General features: G+C 64.5%; 18 protein-coding genes. 5 read left to right on the top strand and 13 right to left on the bottom strand.

Annotation, left to right across the window (positions count from 1 at the left end):
- Positions 1–16: 16 nt before the first annotated feature.
- The 3 genes from catA to SY91_RS33690 form a co-directional block, all read right to left on the bottom strand.
- Positions 17–967 carry a catechol 1,2-dioxygenase gene (catA, locus tag SY91_RS33700; RefSeq protein WP_023476653.1) on the bottom strand — a complete coding sequence of 317 codons (951 nt, stop codon included), beginning with the start codon at positions 965–967 and terminating at the stop codon, positions 17–19.
- A gap of 641 nt (positions 968–1608) precedes the next feature.
- Positions 1609–3090, bottom strand: a complete 1482-nt coding sequence (locus SY91_RS33695; protein ID WP_023476652.1) for an ATP-binding protein — start codon at positions 3088–3090, stop codon at positions 1609–1611.
- A gap of 3 nt (positions 3091–3093) precedes the next feature.
- Positions 3094–3966 carry a PhzF family phenazine biosynthesis protein gene (locus tag SY91_RS33690; protein WP_023476651.1) on the bottom strand — a complete coding sequence of 291 codons (873 nt, stop codon included), beginning with the start codon at positions 3964–3966 and terminating at the stop codon, positions 3094–3096.
- Positions 3967–4173: 207 nt separating this feature from the next.
- Between SY91_RS33690 and SY91_RS33685 the strand changes: the two genes are divergently transcribed.
- The 5 genes from SY91_RS33685 (at position 4174) to SY91_RS33665 (ending at position 10513) form a co-directional block, all read left to right on the top strand.
- On the top strand, positions 4174–5028 hold the full coding sequence (locus SY91_RS33685) for a helix-turn-helix domain-containing protein (protein ID WP_023476650.1): 855 nt from the start codon (positions 4174–4176) through the stop codon (positions 5026–5028).
- 371 nt (positions 5029–5399) lie between these two features.
- Positions 5400–6869, top strand: coding sequence for a benzaldehyde dehydrogenase (locus tag SY91_RS33680; RefSeq protein WP_023476649.1), 1470 nt, complete (start codon positions 5400–5402; stop codon positions 6867–6869).
- A gap of 14 nt (positions 6870–6883) precedes the next feature.
- Positions 6884–8011, top strand: coding sequence for an NAD(P)-dependent alcohol dehydrogenase (locus SY91_RS33675; RefSeq protein WP_023476648.1), 1128 nt, complete (start codon positions 6884–6886; stop codon positions 8009–8011).
- A gap of 154 nt (positions 8012–8165) precedes the next feature.
- On the top strand, positions 8166–9335 hold the full coding sequence (locus SY91_RS33670; RefSeq protein WP_234621898.1) for a helix-turn-helix domain-containing protein: 1170 nt from the start codon (positions 8166–8168) through the stop codon (positions 9333–9335).
- A gap of 626 nt (positions 9336–9961) precedes the next feature.
- Complete coding sequence (locus SY91_RS33665; RefSeq protein ID WP_023476646.1) at positions 9962–10513, top strand: sigma-70 family RNA polymerase sigma factor; 552 nt, start codon at positions 9962–9964, stop codon at positions 10511–10513.
- 77 nt (positions 10514–10590) lie between these two features.
- Here SY91_RS33665 and SY91_RS33660 read toward each other — a convergent pair whose 3' ends face one another.
- From SY91_RS33660 to SY91_RS33615, 10 genes are all read right to left on the bottom strand, one after another.
- Positions 10591–11019: a hypothetical protein gene (locus SY91_RS33660; RefSeq protein ID WP_023476645.1), complete on the bottom strand. Its 429-nt coding sequence runs from the start codon at positions 11017–11019 to the stop codon at positions 10591–10593.
- A 31-nt stretch (positions 11020–11050) separates the two neighbouring features.
- On the bottom strand, positions 11051–12538 hold the full coding sequence (gene tldD / locus SY91_RS33655; protein WP_105798014.1) for a metalloprotease TldD: 1488 nt from the start codon (positions 12536–12538) through the stop codon (positions 11051–11053).
- 49 nt (positions 12539–12587) lie between these two features.
- A complete protein-coding gene (locus tag SY91_RS33650; RefSeq protein ID WP_023476643.1) occupies positions 12588–13946 on the bottom strand; it encodes a metallopeptidase TldD-related protein in 1359 nt (452 codons plus the stop codon).
- Between the two features lie 224 nt (positions 13947–14170).
- Entirely contained in the window at positions 14171–15391 is a 1221-nt protein-coding gene (gene trxA / locus SY91_RS33645; RefSeq protein ID WP_023476642.1) for a thioredoxin, read from the bottom strand.
- 78 nt (positions 15392–15469) lie between these two features.
- Entirely contained in the window at positions 15470–17149 is a 1680-nt protein-coding gene (locus SY91_RS33640) for an ABC transporter ATP-binding protein/permease (protein ID WP_249209421.1), read from the bottom strand.
- Between the two features lie 119 nt (positions 17150–17268).
- Entirely contained in the window at positions 17269–17691 is a 423-nt protein-coding gene (locus SY91_RS33635; RefSeq protein ID WP_023476639.1) for an ExbD/TolR family protein, read from the bottom strand.
- Between the two features lie 11 nt (positions 17692–17702).
- Positions 17703–18443, bottom strand: a complete 741-nt coding sequence (locus tag SY91_RS33630) for a MotA/TolQ/ExbB proton channel family protein (protein ID WP_012336656.1) — start codon at positions 18441–18443, stop codon at positions 17703–17705.
- A 23-nt stretch (positions 18444–18466) separates the two neighbouring features.
- Positions 18467–19255, bottom strand: a complete 789-nt coding sequence (locus SY91_RS33625) for an energy transducer TonB (RefSeq protein WP_043887757.1) — start codon at positions 19253–19255, stop codon at positions 18467–18469.
- The gene (locus SY91_RS33620; protein WP_023476637.1) at positions 19245–21635 is read right to left on the bottom strand and encodes a TonB-dependent siderophore receptor; all 2391 of its coding nucleotides are present in this window, start codon (positions 21633–21635) and stop codon (positions 19245–19247) included. The genes SY91_RS33625 and SY91_RS33620 overlap by 11 nt, the downstream gene beginning before the upstream one ends.
- Positions 21636–21929: 294 nt before the next feature.
- Positions 21930–22394 (bottom strand): Lrp/AsnC family transcriptional regulator, encoded by a 465-nt coding sequence (locus tag SY91_RS33615; RefSeq protein ID WP_012336653.1) that lies wholly within the window; start codon positions 22392–22394, stop codon positions 21930–21932.
- Positions 22395–22435 lie beyond the last annotated feature (41 nt).

The raw sequence follows: 22435 nt of genomic DNA, 5'->3' as shown, positions 1-22435 counted from the left end.
GCCGTGCCGCCGGCGGTTATGCGGTGGCGGACGCGCGCAGGCGCTCGACGATCTGGTTGTCCCTGCCCTGCACGCGCGGCGTCAGCACGAAGTTGAACTCGATGTCCTGGTACGCGTCGGCCTTCATGCCGAGCGCGGTGCCGCCGGTCTTTTCGGTCACGGGTGGAATCAGCTCCTCGCGCGTCGCATACGCGAAGTCGTCCCAGATCAGCGGATCTCCGTCGATGTTGAACTGCGTCGTCAGCTTGCGGTGAGCGGGGCTGTCGACGAAGAAGTGCACGTGTGCGGGGCGGTTGCCGTGGCGGCCGAGGCGATTCAGCAGTTGCTGCGTCGCGCCCTGCGGCGGGCAGCCGTAGCCGACCGGCATCAGCGTGCGGAATTCGTATTTGCCGTCCGCGCCGGTCCTCACCGCGCCGCGCAGATTAAAGTCGCTCTGCTTGCCGGTCGGGTCGAAATGCGAATAGAAGCCGTGCGAGTTCGCATGCCAGCATTCGACCACCGCGCCGGCGATCGGCTTGCCGTCCAGGCCCGTGACCGTGCCGTGGATCACGAGCGGGCCCGCGCCGTCGTCCGCATCGAGGTCGATCTTCGCGACGCCGTCGCGCACCGGGGCGCCCGCCACGTACAGCGGCCCCTCGATCGTGCGTGGCGTGCCGCCGTCGAGGCCGATCGCCTTGTCCTCGGCGTCCATCCGGATGTCGAGATATTTCTCGAGACCGAGACCGGCCGCGAGCAGCGCCGCTTCGCCATCCTGACCAAGTTTGTTCAGGTAGTTCACGCCGGCCCACACTTCGTCGGGCGTGATGTCGAGATCGTCGATCGCCTTGAACAGGTCGCCGAGCAGGCGCAGCACGATCTGCTGCGTACGTGCGTCGCCGTTCGTGCCATTTCCGCGATTCCCGGCCGCGTTCGATGCGGCCTTCAGCAGATCCTGCACTTCCGTCGTGTCGAAAACTTTGACGCTCATGATGCTGTCTCCATGTGTATTTGGGGCTGACGGTCCTTGCCAGATTCGAATTACCGCGCGACTTTCGTCAGTCCTTCGCGGGTGCGAGGTACGCATCGAGCATCGGCATCGGGCCATGCATCGTGGCCGCGGACAACTTGCGCTGGCGGCTCGCCGACAGATTGACGACGCAGGTTTCGATGCGATCTCGGGCGGCGGAGGACGCGGGGCGCGCTGCGTGGGCTGTTCATGGAACGGATTTATACGCGGCGGGGAAATGGCGCGTCCAATACTTTTGGTCGCGCTTTTCGATACCTGATGGGTATAAAAATTAAGCCTTGGACGCAAAATACTGCGTTGCACCATACCTGCTTTAGCTACATGCACGGACTGAAAGGCTTGCTGGAGCGCAATCGCGCGGGTGCGGGATATCGCTGAGGCGGGCGGCGGCGCGGCCGGTATCGACAGGGGAAAAACAGCTGAAAACGGGCAGCCTGCGGAGTCGATCAGGGTTTTCCTGACGGGCTACACGTCGTAAAGCGATGGCGCGGACGCTGGCTTTCCGCAATGTCGACTGTCCCTTGTGGGCGGCGGATTCAACCGCTCGCTGCAATTCATTCAGGCCGCGTCAGCGGGTCGAGGCCTACCATTGCCTTATATGCTCAGATGGCGCAGGCAAGCTCCCGCTCTTCCACTTTCTCGTTGAACGCATCCGTTCCAATGGTCGACGCTTCCTCACAAGCACTGAAGTGGTACCCGGCATAGTGCGCGAACATTCGAATGTCCTTCCCTCCGATGCGACGCTTTTGCAACGCGTATGCTCGGGCGGATTCGGAAAGAAAGAATCGATGTTCGCCGTTACCCGGCTCGACACTCACCAGCGACTTCTCGGTCAGTTCAGCAATGTCGCCGGCAACGTCAGACAGCGTATACCGCGCATCGCATACCAGCGCACGCAATGCCTCGAACGTAAAAGCACGCTGGAATGCCGCAACGTGACCCAATAACTTCTGACTCGACGGGCTCAGCGACGCAAAGCTCCAATCGAAGCTGGCCTGTAACGTCTGGTGGTGCGCAAGCGCCGTCCGGTATCCCCGCGTCAGCAACTTGAAGCGATCGTCGAGAAATCCGTGAACACCTCGAACGCCCAATGCACCGATACGCCCGACTGCCATTTCGATCGCCAGTGGATTACCGTCGAGCCGACGACAGATATCGCCAACGAGACGAGCGCTTTTTCTTAAAGTATCAAGGTCGCAACCCGACTGTCGCGCGCGCTGCAAGAACATCTGCACTGCCTCACAATCCAGCAGCTCTGCGATGGATGACTCCGGACGCGGCACCTGGAGCGGACGCACGTGGAAGACACTCTCACCTGATACCCTCAACGGCTCACGGCTCGTGACGAGTACCCGCAAGTTGCCAAGCCGCATGCAAACTGAATCGACCAGTCGAGCGACTGCATCGATGACGTGCTCGGCGTTGTCCAGCACCAGCAGCGTGCGGTCTCGCGGCAAAGCTGCGACTAGCGCGTCGACTGCCGACCTGTCGTCCCGTATCGGCAGGCCGAATGCCGTCGCGATTTTCTGCAAGACCGCTTCTGGAGAGGCAGCATCGGAAAGCGCGACGAAGCGCGTGATATCAAAACGGCCGCTTACTGCCGCATGAGCAACTTCGATTGCCGCGCTCGTTTTCCCGACTCCCCCGGCGCCCACCAGTGTCAATATATGCGTCGTGTCCAGTATTGCAGCAATATTGGAGACCAGGCTGTCGCGTCCCGTGAGCGCCCCGTGCCGTCGCGGAATATCGCTGTCGCCCTGCCTGGGCGGTGTAGCCGGCGTCAAATTCGCGGTCGGGGCTGACCTCTGCGTCAGTTGGTAACCGCGACCGGGTACGGTCACAATCAGGTCGCGTTGCGGTCCGAGCAATTTTCGCAACGCGGAAATATGGACCTGCAGATTGTTTTCTTCGACTACCGTGCCGGGCCAGACCGCGGCCATCAACTCGTCTTTCGTGACGAGACGGCCCGCCGCCGACAACAGTACCGCGAGCACGTCAAATGCACGCGAACCGACATGGATAGCCTTCCCATCACGTCGTAACGAGCGCGTCGACAAATCGACTTCGAGTGTGCCTAGCAACATGACTCAGGCCTCGTCCATCAGACCAACCGGGCCACTGAGCCAGCAACCGCTGCTTTCATCGGCCGGATCGCGAAAGTTCACCGTGATCGCGGACGGGCGTCCCATCGCCACACCCTGACGCACGACGATGCCGCGTCCCGCTCCGGTGACGAGCCCATGGCGATGCGCGCCGTACAGGAGCGCTGCCGCTGCGATGCCGGTCGCCGCGTCTTCCGGATAGCCGGACGCGCGCGGGAATTGCCGTGCCTCGAACACGTGCGGTGCATTGGCATCCAGCGCAAACGGATACAGACCGGTCGACGACAGCGCGTCGCATAGCGCTTCGATTGTGTCGAGTTTCGGCATGATCGCATTCAGCCGTGAGGTCGTGCGGACCGGCACCAGCGTTTTGGTGCGGCTCGTCGTTGCGTTGACGATGTCGAGCGGCAGCAGATCGCCCGCATCGAGGTTCAATGCATCGAGTGTCCTGGCAATGAGCGCCGCGTCGACAACCAGCTCGACGCGTCCCGCCGGCTGGCTGACTTCGATCCGCGCGTCGGACGCGTCGTACCGCGCTTCGACGCTGCCGCTCAGCGTTTCAATCAGCGCCGTGTTCGTGCGCCACGCGCCCGTGTGACGCAGCAGCCACAATGCGCCCAGCGTCGCGTGTCCGCACATCTCCATCTCGTGGTTGGGCACAAAAAAGCGGAAGCGAAAATCATGGTGCGGATCGACGGCGCGCATCACAAACCCGCTTTCCAGACCATACGCGCGGGCCACCTCTTTCATTTGCGCGTCGGACCAGCCGTTCGCGTCGAGCACAACCGGGGCCGGATTGCCGCCCTCGTCGGTGGTGGAAAATACCCGTACAAGCCGCACACGTTGTACGATGCTCATGCGCTTGCTCCCTAATTAACTCCGCCTATCGGTGTGCCGCCTTTTGTGAAGCCGGCGGGAAGGCCAGTCCGCCGTCCCTCGCAGCATGCACGGCCTGCGTTTTTTATTCGCTTCCATTTGGGCCGGAACATGCTCACTATCGGGCCATGGCGATGGGCGTCAGCGCGTTGCCCGTCCCTTATAAAGTCCCAAGTCGCAGGTCTCGCCATGTTTTATCAGACGTCCAAATCGCACATTCCCGCCGACCGCGTGGCTGCGACCCGTCGCATCACGATGGCCGATTACGTGACATCGTGGCACGAGCACGAAGAGTTCATGTTCCTGTTGCCGAGTCAAGGCACGCTGACGCTGACTTCGGAGTGTTCAAAGCATTCGCAACGCATCGGCGCCGGCGTGCTTGCGATGGTTCCTGCCGGGATTTTTCACGACACGGCGAGCAATCCCGGAGAGCACTGCCATACGGCGGTCTATGCGGAGCGCGACTTCGTTTCGTTTTGTGCGCGCAAATCCAATGTCCGGATCGCCGGGGGCGATGCGCCGCGCTACTGCGTGCCGCCGCCTGCTCTGCTTGGGACACTGCGTTTGCAAACACAGTTCGACGCGGTCGACGAGACGGAGGAAGCGCACGATATGGCGCGGTATCAGAACGATCTGGTCGATCGGCTGATTGCGTCGGCGTGCGTGGCGGCGGTGCTCGGCGCCGCACCGAGCGATGCCAATCCGAAGGTTTCGCGCGGGCAACTGGTCAGTGAAATCAAGGCGTACCTTGACGTCATGCTCGCGGAGCGGATCGATATCGAGACAATCGCCTCGGAATTCGCCATATCGCGACGTCATCTCACCCGGATCTTCCGCGAGGAGACCGGCGAAAGCCTCACCGATTATCAGCTCCGGCAACGGGTCATGCGCGCGCGTTCGCTCTTGAACGTTCCCGGCACGACCGTGCTGTCGGCGGCCCTGAGCGTAGGGATCGAATCGCCGTCCTACCTGGCAAGGCTATTTACCAAGTTCGGTCTGCCTGCGCCCCGCGATCTGAAGGCATCCCGTGCTCGATGCAACTGACGCCTCTTCACTTCCGACTTCTGTCGCCCCCGTTGAACTGGAACCACTCAGCCGGTAAATCCTGGCGTACCCGACCGCTCGCGATAAGCTTGCTGCCGGCGGTTGGACGCGGCGGCTCCAGACGGTGACGGTGAACGGCCGATGCCGCACCGGCAATATCTGCCACGTCATCACGCGGCGTGCGGCACAAGTCCACACGGCAACTGTTCAATTTCCGCACACGGAATCGTATCCACCCGCCAATCCATGCGGGCGCGACGGATGGGAAAAAACCCGGATACCCTCGTTTCACCGCCGTCCCCTACCCTCGCGCGCATGCCGATCGTCGCTCACGCAACGATCCGGCCGATCCGAAATCCCCAGGAGCGCACATGGATAGCAACACCCCCGCACTGTTCGACACCGACATCTGGCGCGGCAAGACCTTCACCGGCCGCTGGCATGCGAGCCCGCATGCGGCCGACGTGATCGAGCCGGCGACCGGCAACACGCTCGGCCGCATCGGTCTTGCCGACAGCTCGGCCATCGCCGAAGCATCAGCGACCGCGCACCGCGCCCAGCCCGCCTGGTTCGCCCTGCCCTACGACGACCGCGCAGCCGTCCTGCGCCGCGCCGCAGCCGTCGCCGAAACGCACGCCGATGCGATCGTCGACTGGCTCGTGCGCGAAAGCGGCTCGACGCGCGCGAAGGCTGCATTCGAAACGTCCGTCACGATCAAGGCGCTGCACGAAGCGGCCGGGCTGCCATCTCGCGCGGCCGGCGAAGTGCTGCCATCAGCGGCCGGCCGGCTGTCGCTCGCGCGCCGCCGCCCGCGCGGCGTGGTCGGCGTGATCTCGCCGTTCAATTTCCCGCTGTACCTCGCGATACGCGCGGTGGCACCCGCGCTCGCGCTCGGCAACGCGGTCGTGCTGAAGCCCGATCCGCGCACCGCCGTGTGCGGCGGCATCGCGATCGCCCGCGTGTTCGAGCTCGCCGGCCTGCCCGAAGGCGTGCTGCACGTGCTGCCCGGCGACGGCGCAGCCGGCGCGGCGCTGGTCGCCGATCCGCACGTCGCGATGATCCAGTTCACCGGCTCCACCGCGGCCGGACGCAAGGTGGGCGAAGCCGCCGGCCGCCACCTGAAGAAGGTATCGCTCGAACTCGGCGGCAAGAATTCGCTGATCGTGCTCGACGATGCCGACCTCGACCGCGCGGTCGCGAACACCGCATGGGGTGCGTATCTGCATCAAGGCCAGATCTGCATGGCGACCGGCCGCGTGCTCGTGCAGCGCGCGATTCACGACCGCTTCGTCGCGAAGCTCGTCGAGAAGGCGCGCAGCCTGCGCGTCGGCGACCCGGCCGGCGGCGACGTCGGTCTCGGCCCACTGATCAACGCCGCGCAACGCGACCATGCGGCGAACCTGGTCGACGCGGCCCGCCGCGCGGGCGCACGCGTCGAGACGGGCGGCGGCCATCGCGGCCTGTTCTTCGAGCCGACCGTGCTGAGCGGCGTCGCGCCGGGCAATCCGGCGTTCGACGAGGAAATTTTCGGGCCGGTCGCGATCGTCGTGCCGTTCGATACCGACGAGGACGCGATCGCGCTCGCGAACCGGACCGAATACGGGCTGTCGATGGCGATCCTGTCCGCCGACGTCGGCCGCGCGCTGCGAATCGGCGAGCGCCTGAACACGGGGCTGCTGCACATCAACGACCAGACGGTCAACGACGAAGTGATCAACCCGTTCGGCGGTGTCGGCGCATCGGGTAATGGCTCGAGCATCGGCGGTGCGGCAAACTGGGAGGAATTCACGCAGTGGCAGTGGCTGACGATCAAGGGCGAAGCGCCGCCGTATCCGATTTGACGAGGAGACCGACCATGTACACCGAACACGACACACGCGCCGTCACCGCGGCCGTCGCGCGCGCCGCCGGCGCGCCCTTCTCGATCGAAGCGGCCCGCATCCGCGCGCCGCGCGGCGACGAAGTGCTGGTGCGCGTCGTCGCGACCGGCTTGTGCCATACCGACCTGATCGTGCGCGACCAGTACTATCCGGTGCCGCTGCCGGCCGTGCTCGGTCACGAGGGCGCCGGCGTGGTCGAGGCGGTCGGCCCGAACGTGAAGACGCTCGCCGCGGGCGACCACGTCGTGCTGACCTACGGCGCGTGCGGTCACTGCACGTCGTGCGTCGGCGGTCACGGCGCGTATTGCCGGCAGTTTTTCGCGCTGAACTTCGGCGGCGCCGACGCGGACGGGCAGACCGCGCTTCGCGACGAATCCGGCCAGCCGCTGCACGATCATTTCTTCGCGCAGTCGTCGTTCGCGAGCTACGCGCTCGCCCGCGAGAACAACGCGATCAAGGTGCCGAAGGAAGCGCCGCTCGAACTGCTCGGCCCGCTCGGCTGCGGGATCCAGACCGGTGCGGGCGCCGTCATCAATTCGCTCGCGGTGCGCACCGGCAGCAGCTTCGCGAGCTTTGGCGCGGGCGCGGTCGGGATGAGCGCGGTGATGGCCGCGCGCATCGCCGGCGCAACGACGATCATCGCGGTCGACATCGTACCGTCGCGGCTCGCGCTGGCGCTGGAACTCGGCGCGACGCACGCGCTCAACAGCCGGGAGGTCGACGTGGTCGACGCGATCCGGGAGATCACCGGCGGCGGCGTCGACTTCGCGCTCGAATCGACCGGGCTGCCGGCGGTGTTGTCGCAAGGGATCGACGCGCTCGGCTCGCGCGGCACGATGGGCGTGGTCGGCGCGCCGAAGCTCGGCACCCGGGCCGAATTCGACGTGAACAGCCTGCTGCTCGGCGGCCACACGATCCGCGGCATCGTCGAAGGCGACAGCGTGCCGCAGACGTTCATTCCGCAACTCGTGCAACTGCATCTGCAAGGGCGGTTTCCGTTCGACCGGCTGGTAAAGTTCTATCCGCTCGACCAGATCAACCAGGCGGCGGAAGACAGCAGCAAGGGGATCACGCTCAAGCCGATCCTGCGTTTGCCGCATTGAACGCAACAGGCGCCGCCGGCCGCACGCCGACGCACACGGCGGCGCCCCTTCCCGGGAAAATACCCGCCTTCGGGCACCGGGCTATATTACGCATTCGCGCGACACGCCAGGCCGCCACGCCTGGCCCGGACCTCGACTTCAAATGGAGCGCAGCGTGAACACGGCCCCTGAATCCCTTTCACGGCCGGTCGACCTCGACCGGCTCCGCGCCCGCTTCGCCGCGGGCGAGCCGCTGCCGGAAACGGCGTTGCCGGCCAGCGTCGCGCGTTCGTGGCTGCGTTCGCGCGACGCCGGGCTGCGGCCCTGGCAAACCGCCCGCTATGAAATGCAGCGCGAACCCGCCGAATCGCGCGCGGACCGGCGGCTCACCCGCTGCGTCGCGCAGGAGATCGAGCCGCTGTGGGCCGCATTCGGCGGCAGCGAATGGACGATCATGTGCGTCAATCCGCACGGCACGATCGTCCATGCGCGCCGCAGCCCGCAATGCGACGACGCGCTGCTCACGCCGATCGTCGCCGGGCGCCGGATCGTCGAACCGAACATCGGCACGACCGCGCCGAGCTGCGTGATTCACGACGGCGCCGAAACCGTCGTCGCGGGCGCGCAGCACTATCTCGACGAGTTGTCACGGGTGTTCTGTCTCGCGGTGCCGCTGGTGGGCTTCGACGGCGAAGTGATCGGCGCGCTCGATATCACCGGCGTCGGCCGGCGTAATATCGCGCAGCTGCGCGAGTCATTCCGGCACGCATCGCTGTCCGCCGAACAGCGGCTCTATGCAATGCTGCGCGACTGCCATCTGCTGCAGGTGCAATTCGATCCGCGCTGGCTCGGCACGCCGCTCGCCGGCGTCATCGCGCTCGACGAAGCGGGCCGCGTGCGCGCGGTGAGCCGCCTGGCCCGCCAGATGCTCGATCTCGCGCCCGCCGGGCCGGTGGCGCCGGTCGATCTCCGGCAACTGTTTCCGGGCGCGACGCCCGCGCAGCAGCGCCGGTTGCTGACACCGGCACGTACGCCGCAGCGGATCGCGCGCGACGATGGTAGCCACGTATGGGTGCGCACCGTGCGTGCGCCGCTCGATCGCGCGACCAGGGCGCGGCACGCCGATGTGCTCGAAGACGCTGCCGACGTGTGCAACGTCGCGTCGGCCGCCGGCCCGCAGGCGAGCCTGCACGAACAGTCGCTCGACGCGATCCGCCGCGCGCTCGACGAGCACGACGGCAACGTGTCGGCGGCCGCACGGCAGCTCGGCATTTCGCGCACGACGCTGTACGCGAAACTTCGGCAGCTCGATGCGGCTGGGATCAGGCACGACGGGCCGCATTGACGATGCGGAGTGAAGCAGGTCGCGCGGCAATTGGCGCATGGAGCCTGTTCATGCTGACAACGGGCTGGCGCTGCCCCTGAAAGCCAATAGATGTTTGGCTCACTCCCCTAGTCTCGTGTAATCGCGGTCCTTCATTCGCGTGTCGATACGCGCCGTTGTCAATAACGGAACGTCCGACACGCCGACCGCACTCGACGCCTGTCGCGAGCAAGGATCACGAGGCGTCCGCGGTCGGACTCTACGTCGCCGAAGCTCGACGGCGATCGTCACGTCGCACTCGGGATGCCGCGAATTCGCCGCTCGCGTTCCGAACGTGACCTTATGACGATTCGACGATTCCTTGGTTCCCCGATGATGCGGTGTCCGTATCGTTCGCGTATTCGTCAGACTTATCGAGCGACGACGGCATGGTCCTTCGACGGCGAAACGACGGCGCAAAATATTGCGTTGGTTTCAAACCACTTTGACTCGGGTGGTTTTTGTAATGGCATACTCAAGCCTGGGCGCTGCGCAGAGGCGTTGTCACTTCCAGAGGCGTGGCGGCGCAAATAATGTGCGCTTCTTCATGTGCTGTTTTCATGCACGCTTGCGTGCCTTGACGCCGCAGGTCCAGGAATCCGTTTCATATGAATTACAGTTCACCGATCAGTGGCTCCCCCACGAGATGCGATGTCGACGACGAACGCACGCGCTCGCGCGCGGCATGGCTGACGAGTGAATTCCGCGCGAGCTATGCATGGCTGAAGTCGAAACTGCAAAGGCGCGTCGGCTCGCCTGCCGATGCGGAGGATCTCGCGTCGTCGTCGTTCGCGGAACTTGCCGGTATGCAGGACCTGACAGCGGTGCGCGATGCACGCGCCTTTCTCACGGTCATCGCCCAGCGCCTCACCTATGAAATGTGGCGCCGCCGCGACCTGGAACGCGCGTACCTGGAAACGCTCGCCCATCGGGAAGAAGCCGTCACCCCATCGGCGGAAAGCATGGCGGAAGTGACACAGGCGCTCTTGCTCGTGGATCAGGCGTTGAACGGCCTGTCCCCCAACGCGAAAAGCGCTTTCGTGCTGAGTCAGATCGACGGCCTCACGCACGCTGAGATCGCCGAGCGGCTCGGCGTGTCGGTGAGCATGGTGCGCAAATATATCGCGCATGCCTTGACGCAGTGCTATCTGATGACATGAGCCGGCGGCACCCGCGTCGGCGCTCGGCTGCCGGCTGACCTTCTTCCCTGCCGTTCGTGGTCGCGAACGTGCCGCTTTCACTGCGCCGCGCCGGGTCGCTCCAGTTGCCGTGCGACGATGTCGATCACCCGGACGGGCGCCGTCTCGAGTTGCGCGTCGTGATCCGTCACGAGCGCCGCGAACGCGCAAAAGGCGGCCGGATCGAATCCGTAGCGGCCTTCCTCTCCCGATTCATAGGCATCGCCGGCGATGCGCTCGTATTCGTCGCACGCATGCAGGCGTTGCCCGCCGTAGCCGAGCTCGCGCAGCATCGCGGCGGCCATCGCCACGCGCAACAGGATGCGCAGCGCGGTCAGCGAACCGGCCCCGGCGCGCAGCGCTTCGAGCTGAAGGTGATACTCCAGCGAAAGCGCGTCGCGAATGGCCTTCGGTAAAGGCAGAAGTTCCGTCTTGTCCGCCCGCGACCGGACCCTCGACTGGTCGAGGCGCTGCGTCCACCCTCTCATCTTCGGTTCGCCATCCGTCCGCACGCATTCGTCATGCCGTGCCGCCCACCGTCATGTCGTCCACCCGAACGGTAGGCTGCCCCACGCTCACCGGCACCGACTGGCCGGCCTTGCCGCACACGGCGCGGCCCGTGTCGAGTTCGAGGTTGTTGCCGACCATGCTGATTTTCTGGATCGTTTCCAGCCCGTTGCCGGTGATCGTCGCGCCTTTCACGGGTGTGCAGAGCTTGCCGTTTTCGATCAGGAATGCTTCCGACGCCTCGAACACGAACTGCCCGCTCGTGATGTCGACCTGCCCGCCCTCGAGCCCCGCCACGTATATCCCGCGTTTCACCGACGCAATGATCTCGTCGTGCTCGCGATCGCCGTTGAGCATGAACGTGTTGGTCATGCGCGGCATCGGCAACACCGCATAGCCCTCGCGGCGGCCATTGCCCGTCGGCCGCATGTTCATCAGGCGCGCGTTGAGCGAATCCTGCATGCAGCCGCGCAACACGCCGTCCTCGATCAACACCGTGCGTTGCGTCGGACAGCCCTCGTCGTCGACATTGAGCGACCCACGGCGGCCTTCGAGCGTGCCGTCGTCGACGATGGTGACGTTGCGCGCCGCCACTTGCTCGCCGACGCGGCCCGCGAACACCGAGGTCTTGCGCCGTATGCCGTCGGCCTCGAGACCATGGCCCACGGCTTCGTGCAACAGCACGCCGTTCCAGCCCGGCCCGACGACGACGGTCATCGTCCCCGCCGGCGCGGGCCGTGCATCGAGTTTCGTCAGCGCGGCTTCGACGCGGTCGTACACCAGCGCGCGGAGGTCGTCGTCCGACCACGAAGCGAGCCCGTAGCGGCCGCCGATCCCGCCGCTCGCGCTTTCGACCCGGTCGCCCGATTTGACCCGAACGTTGATCGCCAGTCGCAGCATGGGTCGCACGTCGCCGACGCCGAGTCCGTCGCAACGCGCGATCCACACCGTCTCGTGCGTCGCGGCGAGCATGGCGTTGACCTCAACCACGCGCCGATCCTTCGAACGCGCCAGTTCGTCGACGCGCTTGAGCAGCCCGAGTTTCCGCTCCGCGCCGATCGCGCCGAGTGAGGCGCTCGGAAGATAGATCGATCGCGCCGCCGCGGAGCCGGCTGGTTCGCCGCGAGGCGTTACGCGGGAAAGAACCTCCGGTCCCGACCGAATCTGCCGCGCGATCGTGCGCAACGCGTCCGCCCCGATTCGTTGCGAACTTGCGAACGTCGTCTCCTCGCCGTTCAGCACGCGAATGCCGAATCCCGAATCGCACTGCCAGGCGCCGCCCCGCACGGCGCCGCCTTCTAGCGACCACGATTCGGCGATCGACTCCTTCAGATAGATGTCGGCGAAGTCGCCGGACTGCCCGAGCGCGCTGTTCAGCGCGGCGAACAAATGCGTTTCGTCGATGCCGTATTTGTCGAGCAGCCCGGCATACGCCGCGCGACGCATGTCGTGGAGCGAGGGGCCGCGGGTGTCAGTCAGGGTTTCGTGCGTGTCCAGCATGGTGTCGTACCGGTATGTGACAGGAAAGGATGGCCGCGCATCGCGCGCGTCAGCTGCCGCCGATTCTCATTTCATCGATCAGCCACGAACCCGTGCGGAAGCTTCCTCTGGTCACGGTGTCGGCCCCCACGGCGAGCAGACCGGAAAACATCGCATTCAGATTCGACGCGATCGTGATGCCGGTGACCGGAAAACGGATCTGGCCGTTCTCCACCCACAACCCCTTCGCGGCACGCGAGAAATCGCCGGTCAGCCGATTTACGCCGCCGCCTGCCATCTCGGTGACGAACAGGCCGCGATCGAGCCTCTCCAGCATCGCGTCGATCCCGTCCGAGTTCGCGGTTTTCGCACTGCGCACTTCGAGGTTGTGCGGGCCCCAGCCGTTGCCGGTCGGCGCCATGCCGAGACGCCGGGCCGCGTACAAGCCAAGAAAATAGCCGCGCAACACGCCCGCGTCGACGACCGATCGCCGAGAGACGGCAACGCCATCGGAGTCGAAGCAGCGACTCGCCATTCCCCTGGAGACGAATGGATCTTCGTACAACTGAATGTGATCGGCAAAGACTGGGGTGCCGAGACGGCGAGTCAAGTACGAGCCCGCCCGATAAAGCGCATCGCCGGATGCCGCGTTGACGAACTCGCCGAGCAGCGACATCGCGGCCATCGGCTCGAACAACACGGGGCAACGCTGCGTTTCAATCTGCGTGCCGCCCAGCAGCGCGAGCGCGCGCGTTGCGGCTTGCGTGCCGATCCGCGCGGGTGCGTCGAGATCGGCATAAGCGCGCGCGCCGTCGCTCCAGAATCCCAGCTGTTTCTCGCCAGTGCCGGCCGCGACAGGCATGCACGACACGAAATGCGCGGACCACGGCACGCTGTGCCCGAATCCCTCGCTGGTCGCGAGCAGCGACAGCCCCGCGGAAGTCCCGACGCTGGCGCCGTTGGTCGTCACGATGGCGGGGCTCGTGGAAAATGCGGCCTCTTCCGCGCGACGGGCATCGTCGAGCATGTCATCGAGCGACAGATCGAGCGGATGATACAAGTCCAGATCGATGAAGTCCCTGGCGAGCAAGTCCGCCGGGGCCAGGCCGGCAGCAGCATCGACGTCCGTGACCGACGCGATGTCGATGGCGGCCGCCACCGCACCGGCGAGGCCGCCGGGGGACAAATCGGACGAGGTCGTCGCGCCGCGTCGGCCATTGCGATAGACCGCGAGCGAGACAGATGAAGACAGTCGAAGGCTCCGCTCGGTCGGCATCCGGTTGCGTACGGTTGCCGTCCGCGATTCGACATGATCGACCTCGACACGAGCGCCGTCGGCCCCTGCTCGTCGTGCCAGATCGAGCGCACATTCGGCCGCCGCCTCCAGATCGGATTTCACGTCGCGCCATTGCGTACCGCCGTCATACATGGAAACCACTCCGAGTGTTGAATTGCCGCGTGCCCCACGCGCCTGCCCGTCTGCCGAGACGTTTTCGCGTCATGTCGAGCAGGAGCACATTGGAAATAGTCTATCGAGCGCGATCGGAATTTTTTTACGAAAGAAATCACCATCTCGCGGATTCGTGGAATCGTTTTGCGCGCACGCCGGCGTATCCGGAATCTACGTTCGACGCGCGCTTTTTCTCAGATGACTTACGCGCAGCGCTGCGTGATCGCGATCAAACGATCGCCGATGCTCGTGCCGACCTCTTTCATGGCCTGCGTGCCCTCGCCGTAGTGAGACCGAAACCGTGCAATGAGTTCGGAATCCACGAGCCCAATTCGCTCGAGAGTCTTGTCGCCTTGAGAAGCCTCTTCGCCGCGCTCCACCGCGCGCTTCGACGTTTCATCCGCGAGCTGCATGAAGCGTCGGTCGTCATCGCGCGTCCAGTTGCAGGCCGCGCGCAACAACTCCCAATGCGCACCCGCAAGGCCGAATATGAAATCGGTGACGATCGCGGCATCGCCGAGCGGCTGAGCGACCAACACGAGAAGCCGTGTCGCCAACGCGTGTGCGGCGCCGGCTGCCGCAGCGTCGGCCTTCGCGAGCGCCTGCTTGATCTCGGCCAGTTCCGAGTCGAGCGGCCCTGCCGCCCGCGCCGGACCATGCTGCGCGACAAGCCGGTCGCGAATCGACAGCAACGCCGCATCGTCGCCGATCAACTCAGACATCTCGCCGCCGGACAGCAGATCCGCGACCAGCATTCGCGGCAGCCGCGCGAGATTCGCCCCCACCGCAACGGCGTCAAGCCACTGCGCGACGAACTCCGCCCCATTCAGATGGGTACTGCGATAGCTCGACAGCGATTCCACCACGGCCAGCACGTTGGCCGGAATACCCAGCGTTCTTGCGCAATCGTCCACGTCCGCGGTGTTGCAGACGAACTGAATGGCGCTGCCGATTTCGCCGTCCCACATCGCTTCCGAAGGCGCGGCCCGCTTGCGATCCACCCACGCTCGCAATGCGCCAAGGCGCTCCGCCTTGAGCGTGGCGTTGCCGCCGAATGCGTTCGGTGCAACGGCGATCGCCGCCGGCAACGCCGTCACGGAGCCGAGGTGGTTGTCGATGAAGCCGGCCAGTTGCGTGGCGGAGCGATTACCGACCACGCGGCCGAGCTCCTTGCCGCCACGCAGCAGGATCAGCGTCGGAATACCGCGAACGCCGAATCGTTCGCGAACGCCTGCATTCTCGTCCACGTCGATCTTCACGAACGCCACGTTGCCTTCAAATTGCTCGCTCAATTTCGACAGCGTCGGCGCGAGCGCCTTGCACGGACCGCACCAGGGCGCCCAGAAGTCGACCAGTACGGGCAGCGGGTTATTGATCACGTCGGCTTCGATGGTTTCCAGCGTCACTGCTTTCAGATTGCTCATGAATCGACCTTGTCCTGTTTCGTTTGTTGGCGCGCCGCACAGTGTTCAAATGCACGGCGTCGGTTGGGATCGTGGCGCTCAGCACAGTTGCGTTCCGACGTATGCGCGGCTGCCGGCGTTTGAATCCTTCGCTTCGTCGGCCGCGTCCTGTCGTGCTTCCGGTGCCGCCGGTGCGGGAAAATCGAGCGTCGTGTCGTGAAACGCCAGCAGCTCCTTGCGATGCGCGACGCTGACGACCGTGGCCTGAGGCAAACGCTCGATTAGCAGACCGTAAAGTTCTTTCTCGCTCTGGCTATCGAGTGCGGACGTGCATTCGTCGAGGAACACCGTGGAAGGTTTGGCGAGCAGCACGCGCGCAAATGCCACGCGCTGTTGCTCGCCGCCGGACAGCCGTGTGCTCCAGCGGTCCTCCACATGGAGCTGGGAGGCATAGGTCGACAATCCGCACGCATGCAGGAGTGCCTCGCATTCGCTGTCCGGGTACGCCGACGCGTCGCGCGGATAGGTCACGGCCGCCTTCAGCGTGCCCGGCGGAATATAGCTGCGTTGCGGCAAGAAGAACGTGCCGGCTGCCGGACGCACGATCGTGCCTTCACCGTAGGGCCATAGGCCGGCCAGCGCGCGCAGCAACGTGCTTTTCCCGCACCCCGATCGACCTCGCACGAGGCACCGCCGGCCGGCCAGGAGCACGAAGTCGGGCACGCGCGACAGTGTGGCACCGGACGCGTCGCGCAAGACGAGCCCGCTCGCGGCGACCGCTCCAGTGTGGCTTTCGTCCAGCGCGATGTCGTGCCGCGGCTCATGCTCGCTCACGTGAAGGAATTCGCGCAAACGGTTGGCCTCCGCACGCCACGACGTAAATCCTGGATACACTTGCGGAAAAAATGCCAGCGCTCCCGTGACGGAATGAAATGCGCCGTTCGATTTCATCAGCCCGCCGAGCGTCAACCCACCCGACATCAGTTGCGGCAGCACCAGCAAGGTCGGAATGACCGAACTGACCTGACCGACGATATTGGTGAAGAATAAGAGGCGCGTATTCACCCACAGCGTCGCGTAGAGATTCGAAACCACGAAGCGAAACGATGCCTGCAGACGCCCATGCTCGGACGTTTGCCCCTGAAAGAACGCGATCTGTTCCGCGAATTCACGCACGCCCACCATGAGCACGCGAAAATCGCCCTCGACACGATGCTGTCTGGCCGTCAGCGTGATGAGCCTGCGGCCCAGATAATGCGTCGCCGCAAAAATGACGGCGGTATAGGCAAATGCGGCGAATACCAGATAACCGTGCAATACGTATGACGATCCGCCGACGTGCATTTGAAACGGGCCGCCCATGCGCCACAGCACGACGCTGAACGACACGACGCTGACCGGTACCGAAAGAAACCCGAGACCCAGCAGCAGCGTGTCGTTGACGAACAGCTTCACGTCTTCAGCGATACGCTGGTCGACGTTCTCGAGTTCCCGGTCGCGTTCGATCCGATAATAGTTGTTGCGTGCGAGCCATTTTTCGGCGAGCCAGGTCGTGAGCCACCGGCGCCAGCGAATCTGCACGATTTGCTGCAGCACCACCCCGGTAATCTGCACGACCGCGCCGGCCATCGCCACGAGCAGGAAACGCACGAGCAGCTCCGGCAGCACCTTAAATCGGGAAGCGCCGATCGCATCGTAGAACATGCCGGTCCAGTTGTTGTTCCACAGCATCACGTACGTCGTGGCCCAACTCGACCCGATCACGAGCATCAGCAACATCAGCGAGAACACGCCTTCGCGCGTACGCCAGTACGGCAGCAGCAGGCGCCACACCGGCGGAAAGCAGCGGCGCGCTTGCGCGTCTTCCGCGCGGTCAACGGGGAAAGCGCCGTTCACCGTCATTGGTGCGCCTCGGGCGGTTGCATCACGAAGTTGATCTTGTTGAGACCACCGCCCTGGAGTGCCGCCAGAATGGTCGCGACCTTGCCGTACTCGACGTGCTGATCCGCGTTGATGTTGATCGCGGGCGGCTCGCCCTGCGCCGCAGCCTCGGCCACGCGCGCCTTCAGCGCCTCCTCGTCGACCGGCTGCTTGTTCCACAGCACCGTCTTGTCGGCCGTGATCGACAGATCGATGTCCTGGGTTTTCGACACGGCCGGCTGCGCGGCCGCCTGCGGAAGATCGACCTTCACCGCCTTGTTGATGACGGGCAGCGTCACGATGAAGATGATCAGCAACACCAGCATGACGTCGATCAGCGGCGTCATGTTGATGTCGTTCATGACGCCTTCGTCGCCGCCGCCATCGGTAATCATTGACATGGCAGGCTCCTTCAGGCGGCCAGGTTGGGCGTCGCGCGCTTGGTCGCGGCCGGTGCGCCGACCGGCCGGCCGGCGTCGGCACGGGCCTTCGCGCCGGTGACGAAATACACGTGCAGCTCGTGCGCGAAGCGGTTCAGCCGATGGCTCACGCGCTTGTTGCCGCGGTTCACGTAGTTGAAGCCGAGCACCGCCGGAATGGCGACGAACAGCCCGATCGCCGTCATCACGAGCGACTCGCCCACCGGGCCGGCAACGTGATCGAGGCTGGCCTGCCCCGACATGCCGATCGCCATGAGTGCGTGATAGATGCCCCAGACGGTGCCGAACAGCCCCACGAACGGCGCGGTGCTGCCGATCGAGCCCAGCACGGCCAGGCCATTCTGCAGGCGCGCGACTTCGTCGTCGAATGCGTTGCGCAGCCCGCGCGCCACCCATTCGCTCGCGCTCAGGCTGCCCTGCATCGACGGTTCGTTGCCCGCATGCTGTTCATTCGCTTCGCGCCCGGCAAGCACCAGCGCACGATAAGGATTGTCGCCGCGCTCGCCCAGCGCCGCGATGCCGTCGCTGATCGACGCACTGGACCAGAAACCCGTTTGCGCGCGCTTGCCGAGCGATTCGAGACGCCGATTGGCGAATCCTTTCGTCAGTATCACGAACCACGAGACGACGGACATGCCGATCAGGAAAACGAAGATGAAGCGGGTAACGAAGTCACCCTGTTGCCAGACGTTGGCGATGCCATACTGTTCCATGTGTTGCTCCGATTGGTGCGGGTTCAGTCGTTCAGGTTGAATGCGATGGGTTGGGAAGCTTCGACCGAGCGCGCGATGCCCGCGGTCTCGTACGGGTGACAGCGGCCGGCACGGATCGCCGCGACGGCGGCCGCGTCGAGCAGCGGCGAGCCGCTGCTCTGCGCCACGCGCGCGGACGTCACCGCGCCGTCGGTGCCGATGCTCAGATGCACGACCACCGTGCCTTCCTGTTGCAGCCGGCGCGCTTTCGCCGGGTAGTCGGGTCGCGGCATCTGGCATCCCAACTGCTTCAACTCGCCCGCGCTGATTTGCTTCGGCGCGTCCAGCAGGTTCGGCCCCGGCGCGGGTGGCGCGACAGGTTGGGCCGGCGCTGCTTCAGGTGCGGGATGCGGCGCGGGCACCGGCGCGACCTGCCGCGTTTCGGCGGGTTTCGGCGTCTCCTGGGGCGCCGCTTCCACCGTGCGCGGGCTCGGCGCGTGCGACGCCAGCACGTGCGCCTTTTCCGGCTTCGCCGGCGCCACCGGTTTCGGTGGCTCGGGCCGCGGCTTGGGCGGCGCAGGCGGGGTTGGCGCGGGCCGCGGCGCCGGCGCGGCGACCAGTTGCACCTGCACCGTGCCGCCCGCCGGACGCCCGGCTTCGAGCCTGAGCGTCACCGCGCTTTCGTGAACCGCAACGTACAGCCCGAGCGCGTGTGCAAGCAGTACACCCGCGGCACACGCGACGCGGCGGGTGCGCGCATGGGGCGCCTGGGACGTGTTCTCGTGCACGGCGATGTCGTCCCAGGGGCGTGCGGGCAAGGAATCAGAAGTCATAGGTTCCGGTCAGCATGACCGTCCGCTCCGGACCCATCGGAATCATGGCGGCCGACGTGCTGCTGTAGTAGAGCTTGCGGTTGAACACGTTCTTGATCGAAAGATTCAAGCCGTACCCCTTCTTCCGATAGAACACGCCGAGATCCGTCTCCACCTGGCTGGGGATGCGGTACGCCGAGCCCGAGCCGATGTACTGCCCGCTCGCGAAGAACAGCCCCGCGCCGACCCCGAAACCCTGGAGCTTTTCGGTCTGGAAGTTGTAGGTCGTCCACAGGCTGGCGCTGTTCTTGGGCAGGCTTACCCCGATCTTGGCGGCCGAAGGCTGCACGAAGTCGTTGTACGTGTAGGTGCCGACCACGTTGACGCCGGGCAGCGGCTGGCCGCTGATCTCCGCTTCGAATCCCCGGCTGACGGCGCCGCCGACGGGAATAGAGAAACCGCGATGGAGCGGATCGTTGACGCTGTAATTGCTGAACGAGGTGCGGTAAGCCGAGGTCGTGATGGCCAGCTTGTCGTCCAGCAGGTTGAACTTCATGCCCACTTCGACTTGCTGGCTGATTTGCGGGGGGAGCACACCGCCACCGAATTGAAGCGCCTGGCCCGGCTGGAAGCCACGGTTGTAGCTGGCGTAGACGGCAACCTCGGACGTCAGTTCGTAGAGCAGGCCGAGGCTCGGGCTATAGGCGTTCTGATGGCTTCCCGCTGGTGGGTTACCGGCGTAGGTTGCATGTGTCAGATAGGTATCCCGGCGCACGGACGCGAGCGCATGGAAATTCCTGTAGGAAAACTGATCTTGTAGATATAAACCGGTTTGAGTGAAGTAGGTAGTGTTATTCGGCATCACGTTTCCGGTGTCGGGAGACGGAAGCGTAAATGAGCCGAAGACATTCGGAATGGAAATGAATTTCGATGTCGTGGTGTCAGACTGATGCTGGCTGTAGCGAAGAACGTCCCAGCCCGCAATCACCGTATTTTTCGCAGCGCCGATATCGAACTTGGCTCGCAGGTAATTCTGGAAGCTCCAACTGTAGAAATCCGAGACCGAATCGAAATTGTGGAACAACGTGCCGTTGGTCGCCGAGAGCGGCGTCGCCGTTGTCCAGGCTTGCTGCGTTTGTTGGGTCCGCGTATAGGAACCCTTGCTCACGAAGGTCAGCGCCGTGCCGAGCTTTTGTTCGAGGTGAATGAAAATATTGTCCGTTTGCGCGCCGAAATGATCGGACGGCGTACCCAGCGGCCTGTCGATATAGTTTCGATAGATATCGCCCTTGGCATAGCCGACGGTGAACGGGGGAACCGGCTCGCGATTGACCGTGCGCTCATAGCCCACCGTCAGGTCGGTGGTCGAATCCTTCCATTCCAGGGTCGGGGCAAAGTAGAAATTTCTCTCGCCGTCATATCCCATCGAATTCTGGCCGACCCGTTCACCCGAGATGATGAAGCGATACCGAAGCTTCTTGTCGGCGGTGATGGCGCCCGTGCTGTCCAGCGCGATCTGCTCGCTGCCATAGGAGCCGTAGCCCACCTGGATTTCGTGAAACGGTTCGGCCTGCGGCGTTTTCTTGACGAGATTGATGACGCCTCCCGGCGGACTGTTGCCATTCACGATGGCCGAGGGCCCCTTGACCACTTCCACGCTCGAGATGGCGATCGTCGGCGTGACGTTGGGCGCCGAGCCCACCGTGGCGAGCCCGTCTGAGGTCAGGTTGGATGCCAAGAACCCGCGAATCGTGTAACTCGGCACACCAAGCGGCCCCGGCCGCGTGACGACACCGGAAGCATTCCTCAGCACATCGGAGAGCGACTGAGCGGCCTGGCTCTGGATCACCGCCGCGTTGATGACGCTGACCGATTTCGGCGTCTGGCTCAGCGGCACGTCCGAGCGCGCATAGGTGGACGACGATTCCGCGACGAAGCCGGTGCCGCCGGAGTCCCGGCTGGCTGCCACGCTGATGAGCGGAAGCGTGGTATCGACAGGCCCCACGGAGGCTGCCGCTGCCGACGCCGCGACGGGCGCCGCCGCAGCGGGCTTCGCAACCGCCTTCTGAATGGTCAGACCACCGCTGCCCGTCGCGACGAGATCGAGGCCGGTGCCTCGAAGCGCTTGTCGAATCGCGGCCTCGGCGGTGTAGCTGCCCTCGACGGGCGACGATTTCAACGATTGCACAAGGCCCGCGTCGTAGCTCAACCTCACGTTGGCCGTCTGCGCGATTTCGACCAGCGTGCGGTCCAGCGGACCGCTCGCGAGATGCCATGACTGCTGGGCAGCCTGTTGTGCATGCGCCGACGCCGCGATGAAAACCTGTGCAACGGCGACCGCGATTGCAACCCCCGATGCCTGGCTCGAGATCGCCCGGCGTGTTCTGATGTTGAGCTTCACGTTTGAACCACTCCCTTGTCGAATGTATTGGCTCTTCGTCCGTTCTGTCAGTATTCCTACGCGTAATCGCGTCATCATCGTGTCGCAAAGTACCGTCATGCTTCAAATCGGACTTCGGTCAGCCTCTGCCCGAATGCGTCATCGATGAAACAAGTCTATCGTCCGGGCCTGGAATGTTTTTTTGAAACAATTCGCTTGCGCCGCCCGTTTTGGAATTCCATTCCGCGGTTTCCGCCGCGCCGGTGAAATTCCGTCCTTCTCCGTCCCTGTCGATAAATTGCTCCGCCCGCGCGGTCACAGCATGTAATCGAGCGGTAATACGGTGGTCTGCTTAATGGTCTCCATCGCGAAGCTGGAACTGACGTCGAAGATGTCGACCGCGCCGATCAGACGCCTGTATACGCTGTCGTACGCGTCGATATGCGGCACCACGACCTTGAGCATGTAGTCGATGTGCCCGCTCATGCGATGAACCTCCACCACCTCGGGAATCGTCGCCACCACGTCGCAGAAACGCCGCAACCACGCAGCGGTATGTTCCGCGGTCTTGATTTCCACCAGCACGGTCACGCCCACGTTGAGCTTCTTCGCGTCCAGAAGCGCCACGCGACGCGCGATCACCCCGTCCTGCTCGAGCTTCTGAATGCGTCGCCAGCATGGCGTGGTCGAAAGGTTCACGCGGTCGGCGATTTCGGCCACCGAGAGCGTGCTGTCCTGCTGCAGCACGGACAATATGGACTTGTCGATAGCGTCGAACACACTTCCTCCACTCGAGTGCACGGGTTGATGTCGAGCGATTC

The organism is Burkholderia cenocepacia (assembly GCF_014211915.1).
GTDB classification, from domain to species: Bacteria; Pseudomonadota; Gammaproteobacteria; order Burkholderiales; family Burkholderiaceae; genus Burkholderia; species Burkholderia orbicola.
This window is presented reverse-complemented; position numbering and strand designations above follow the sequence as displayed.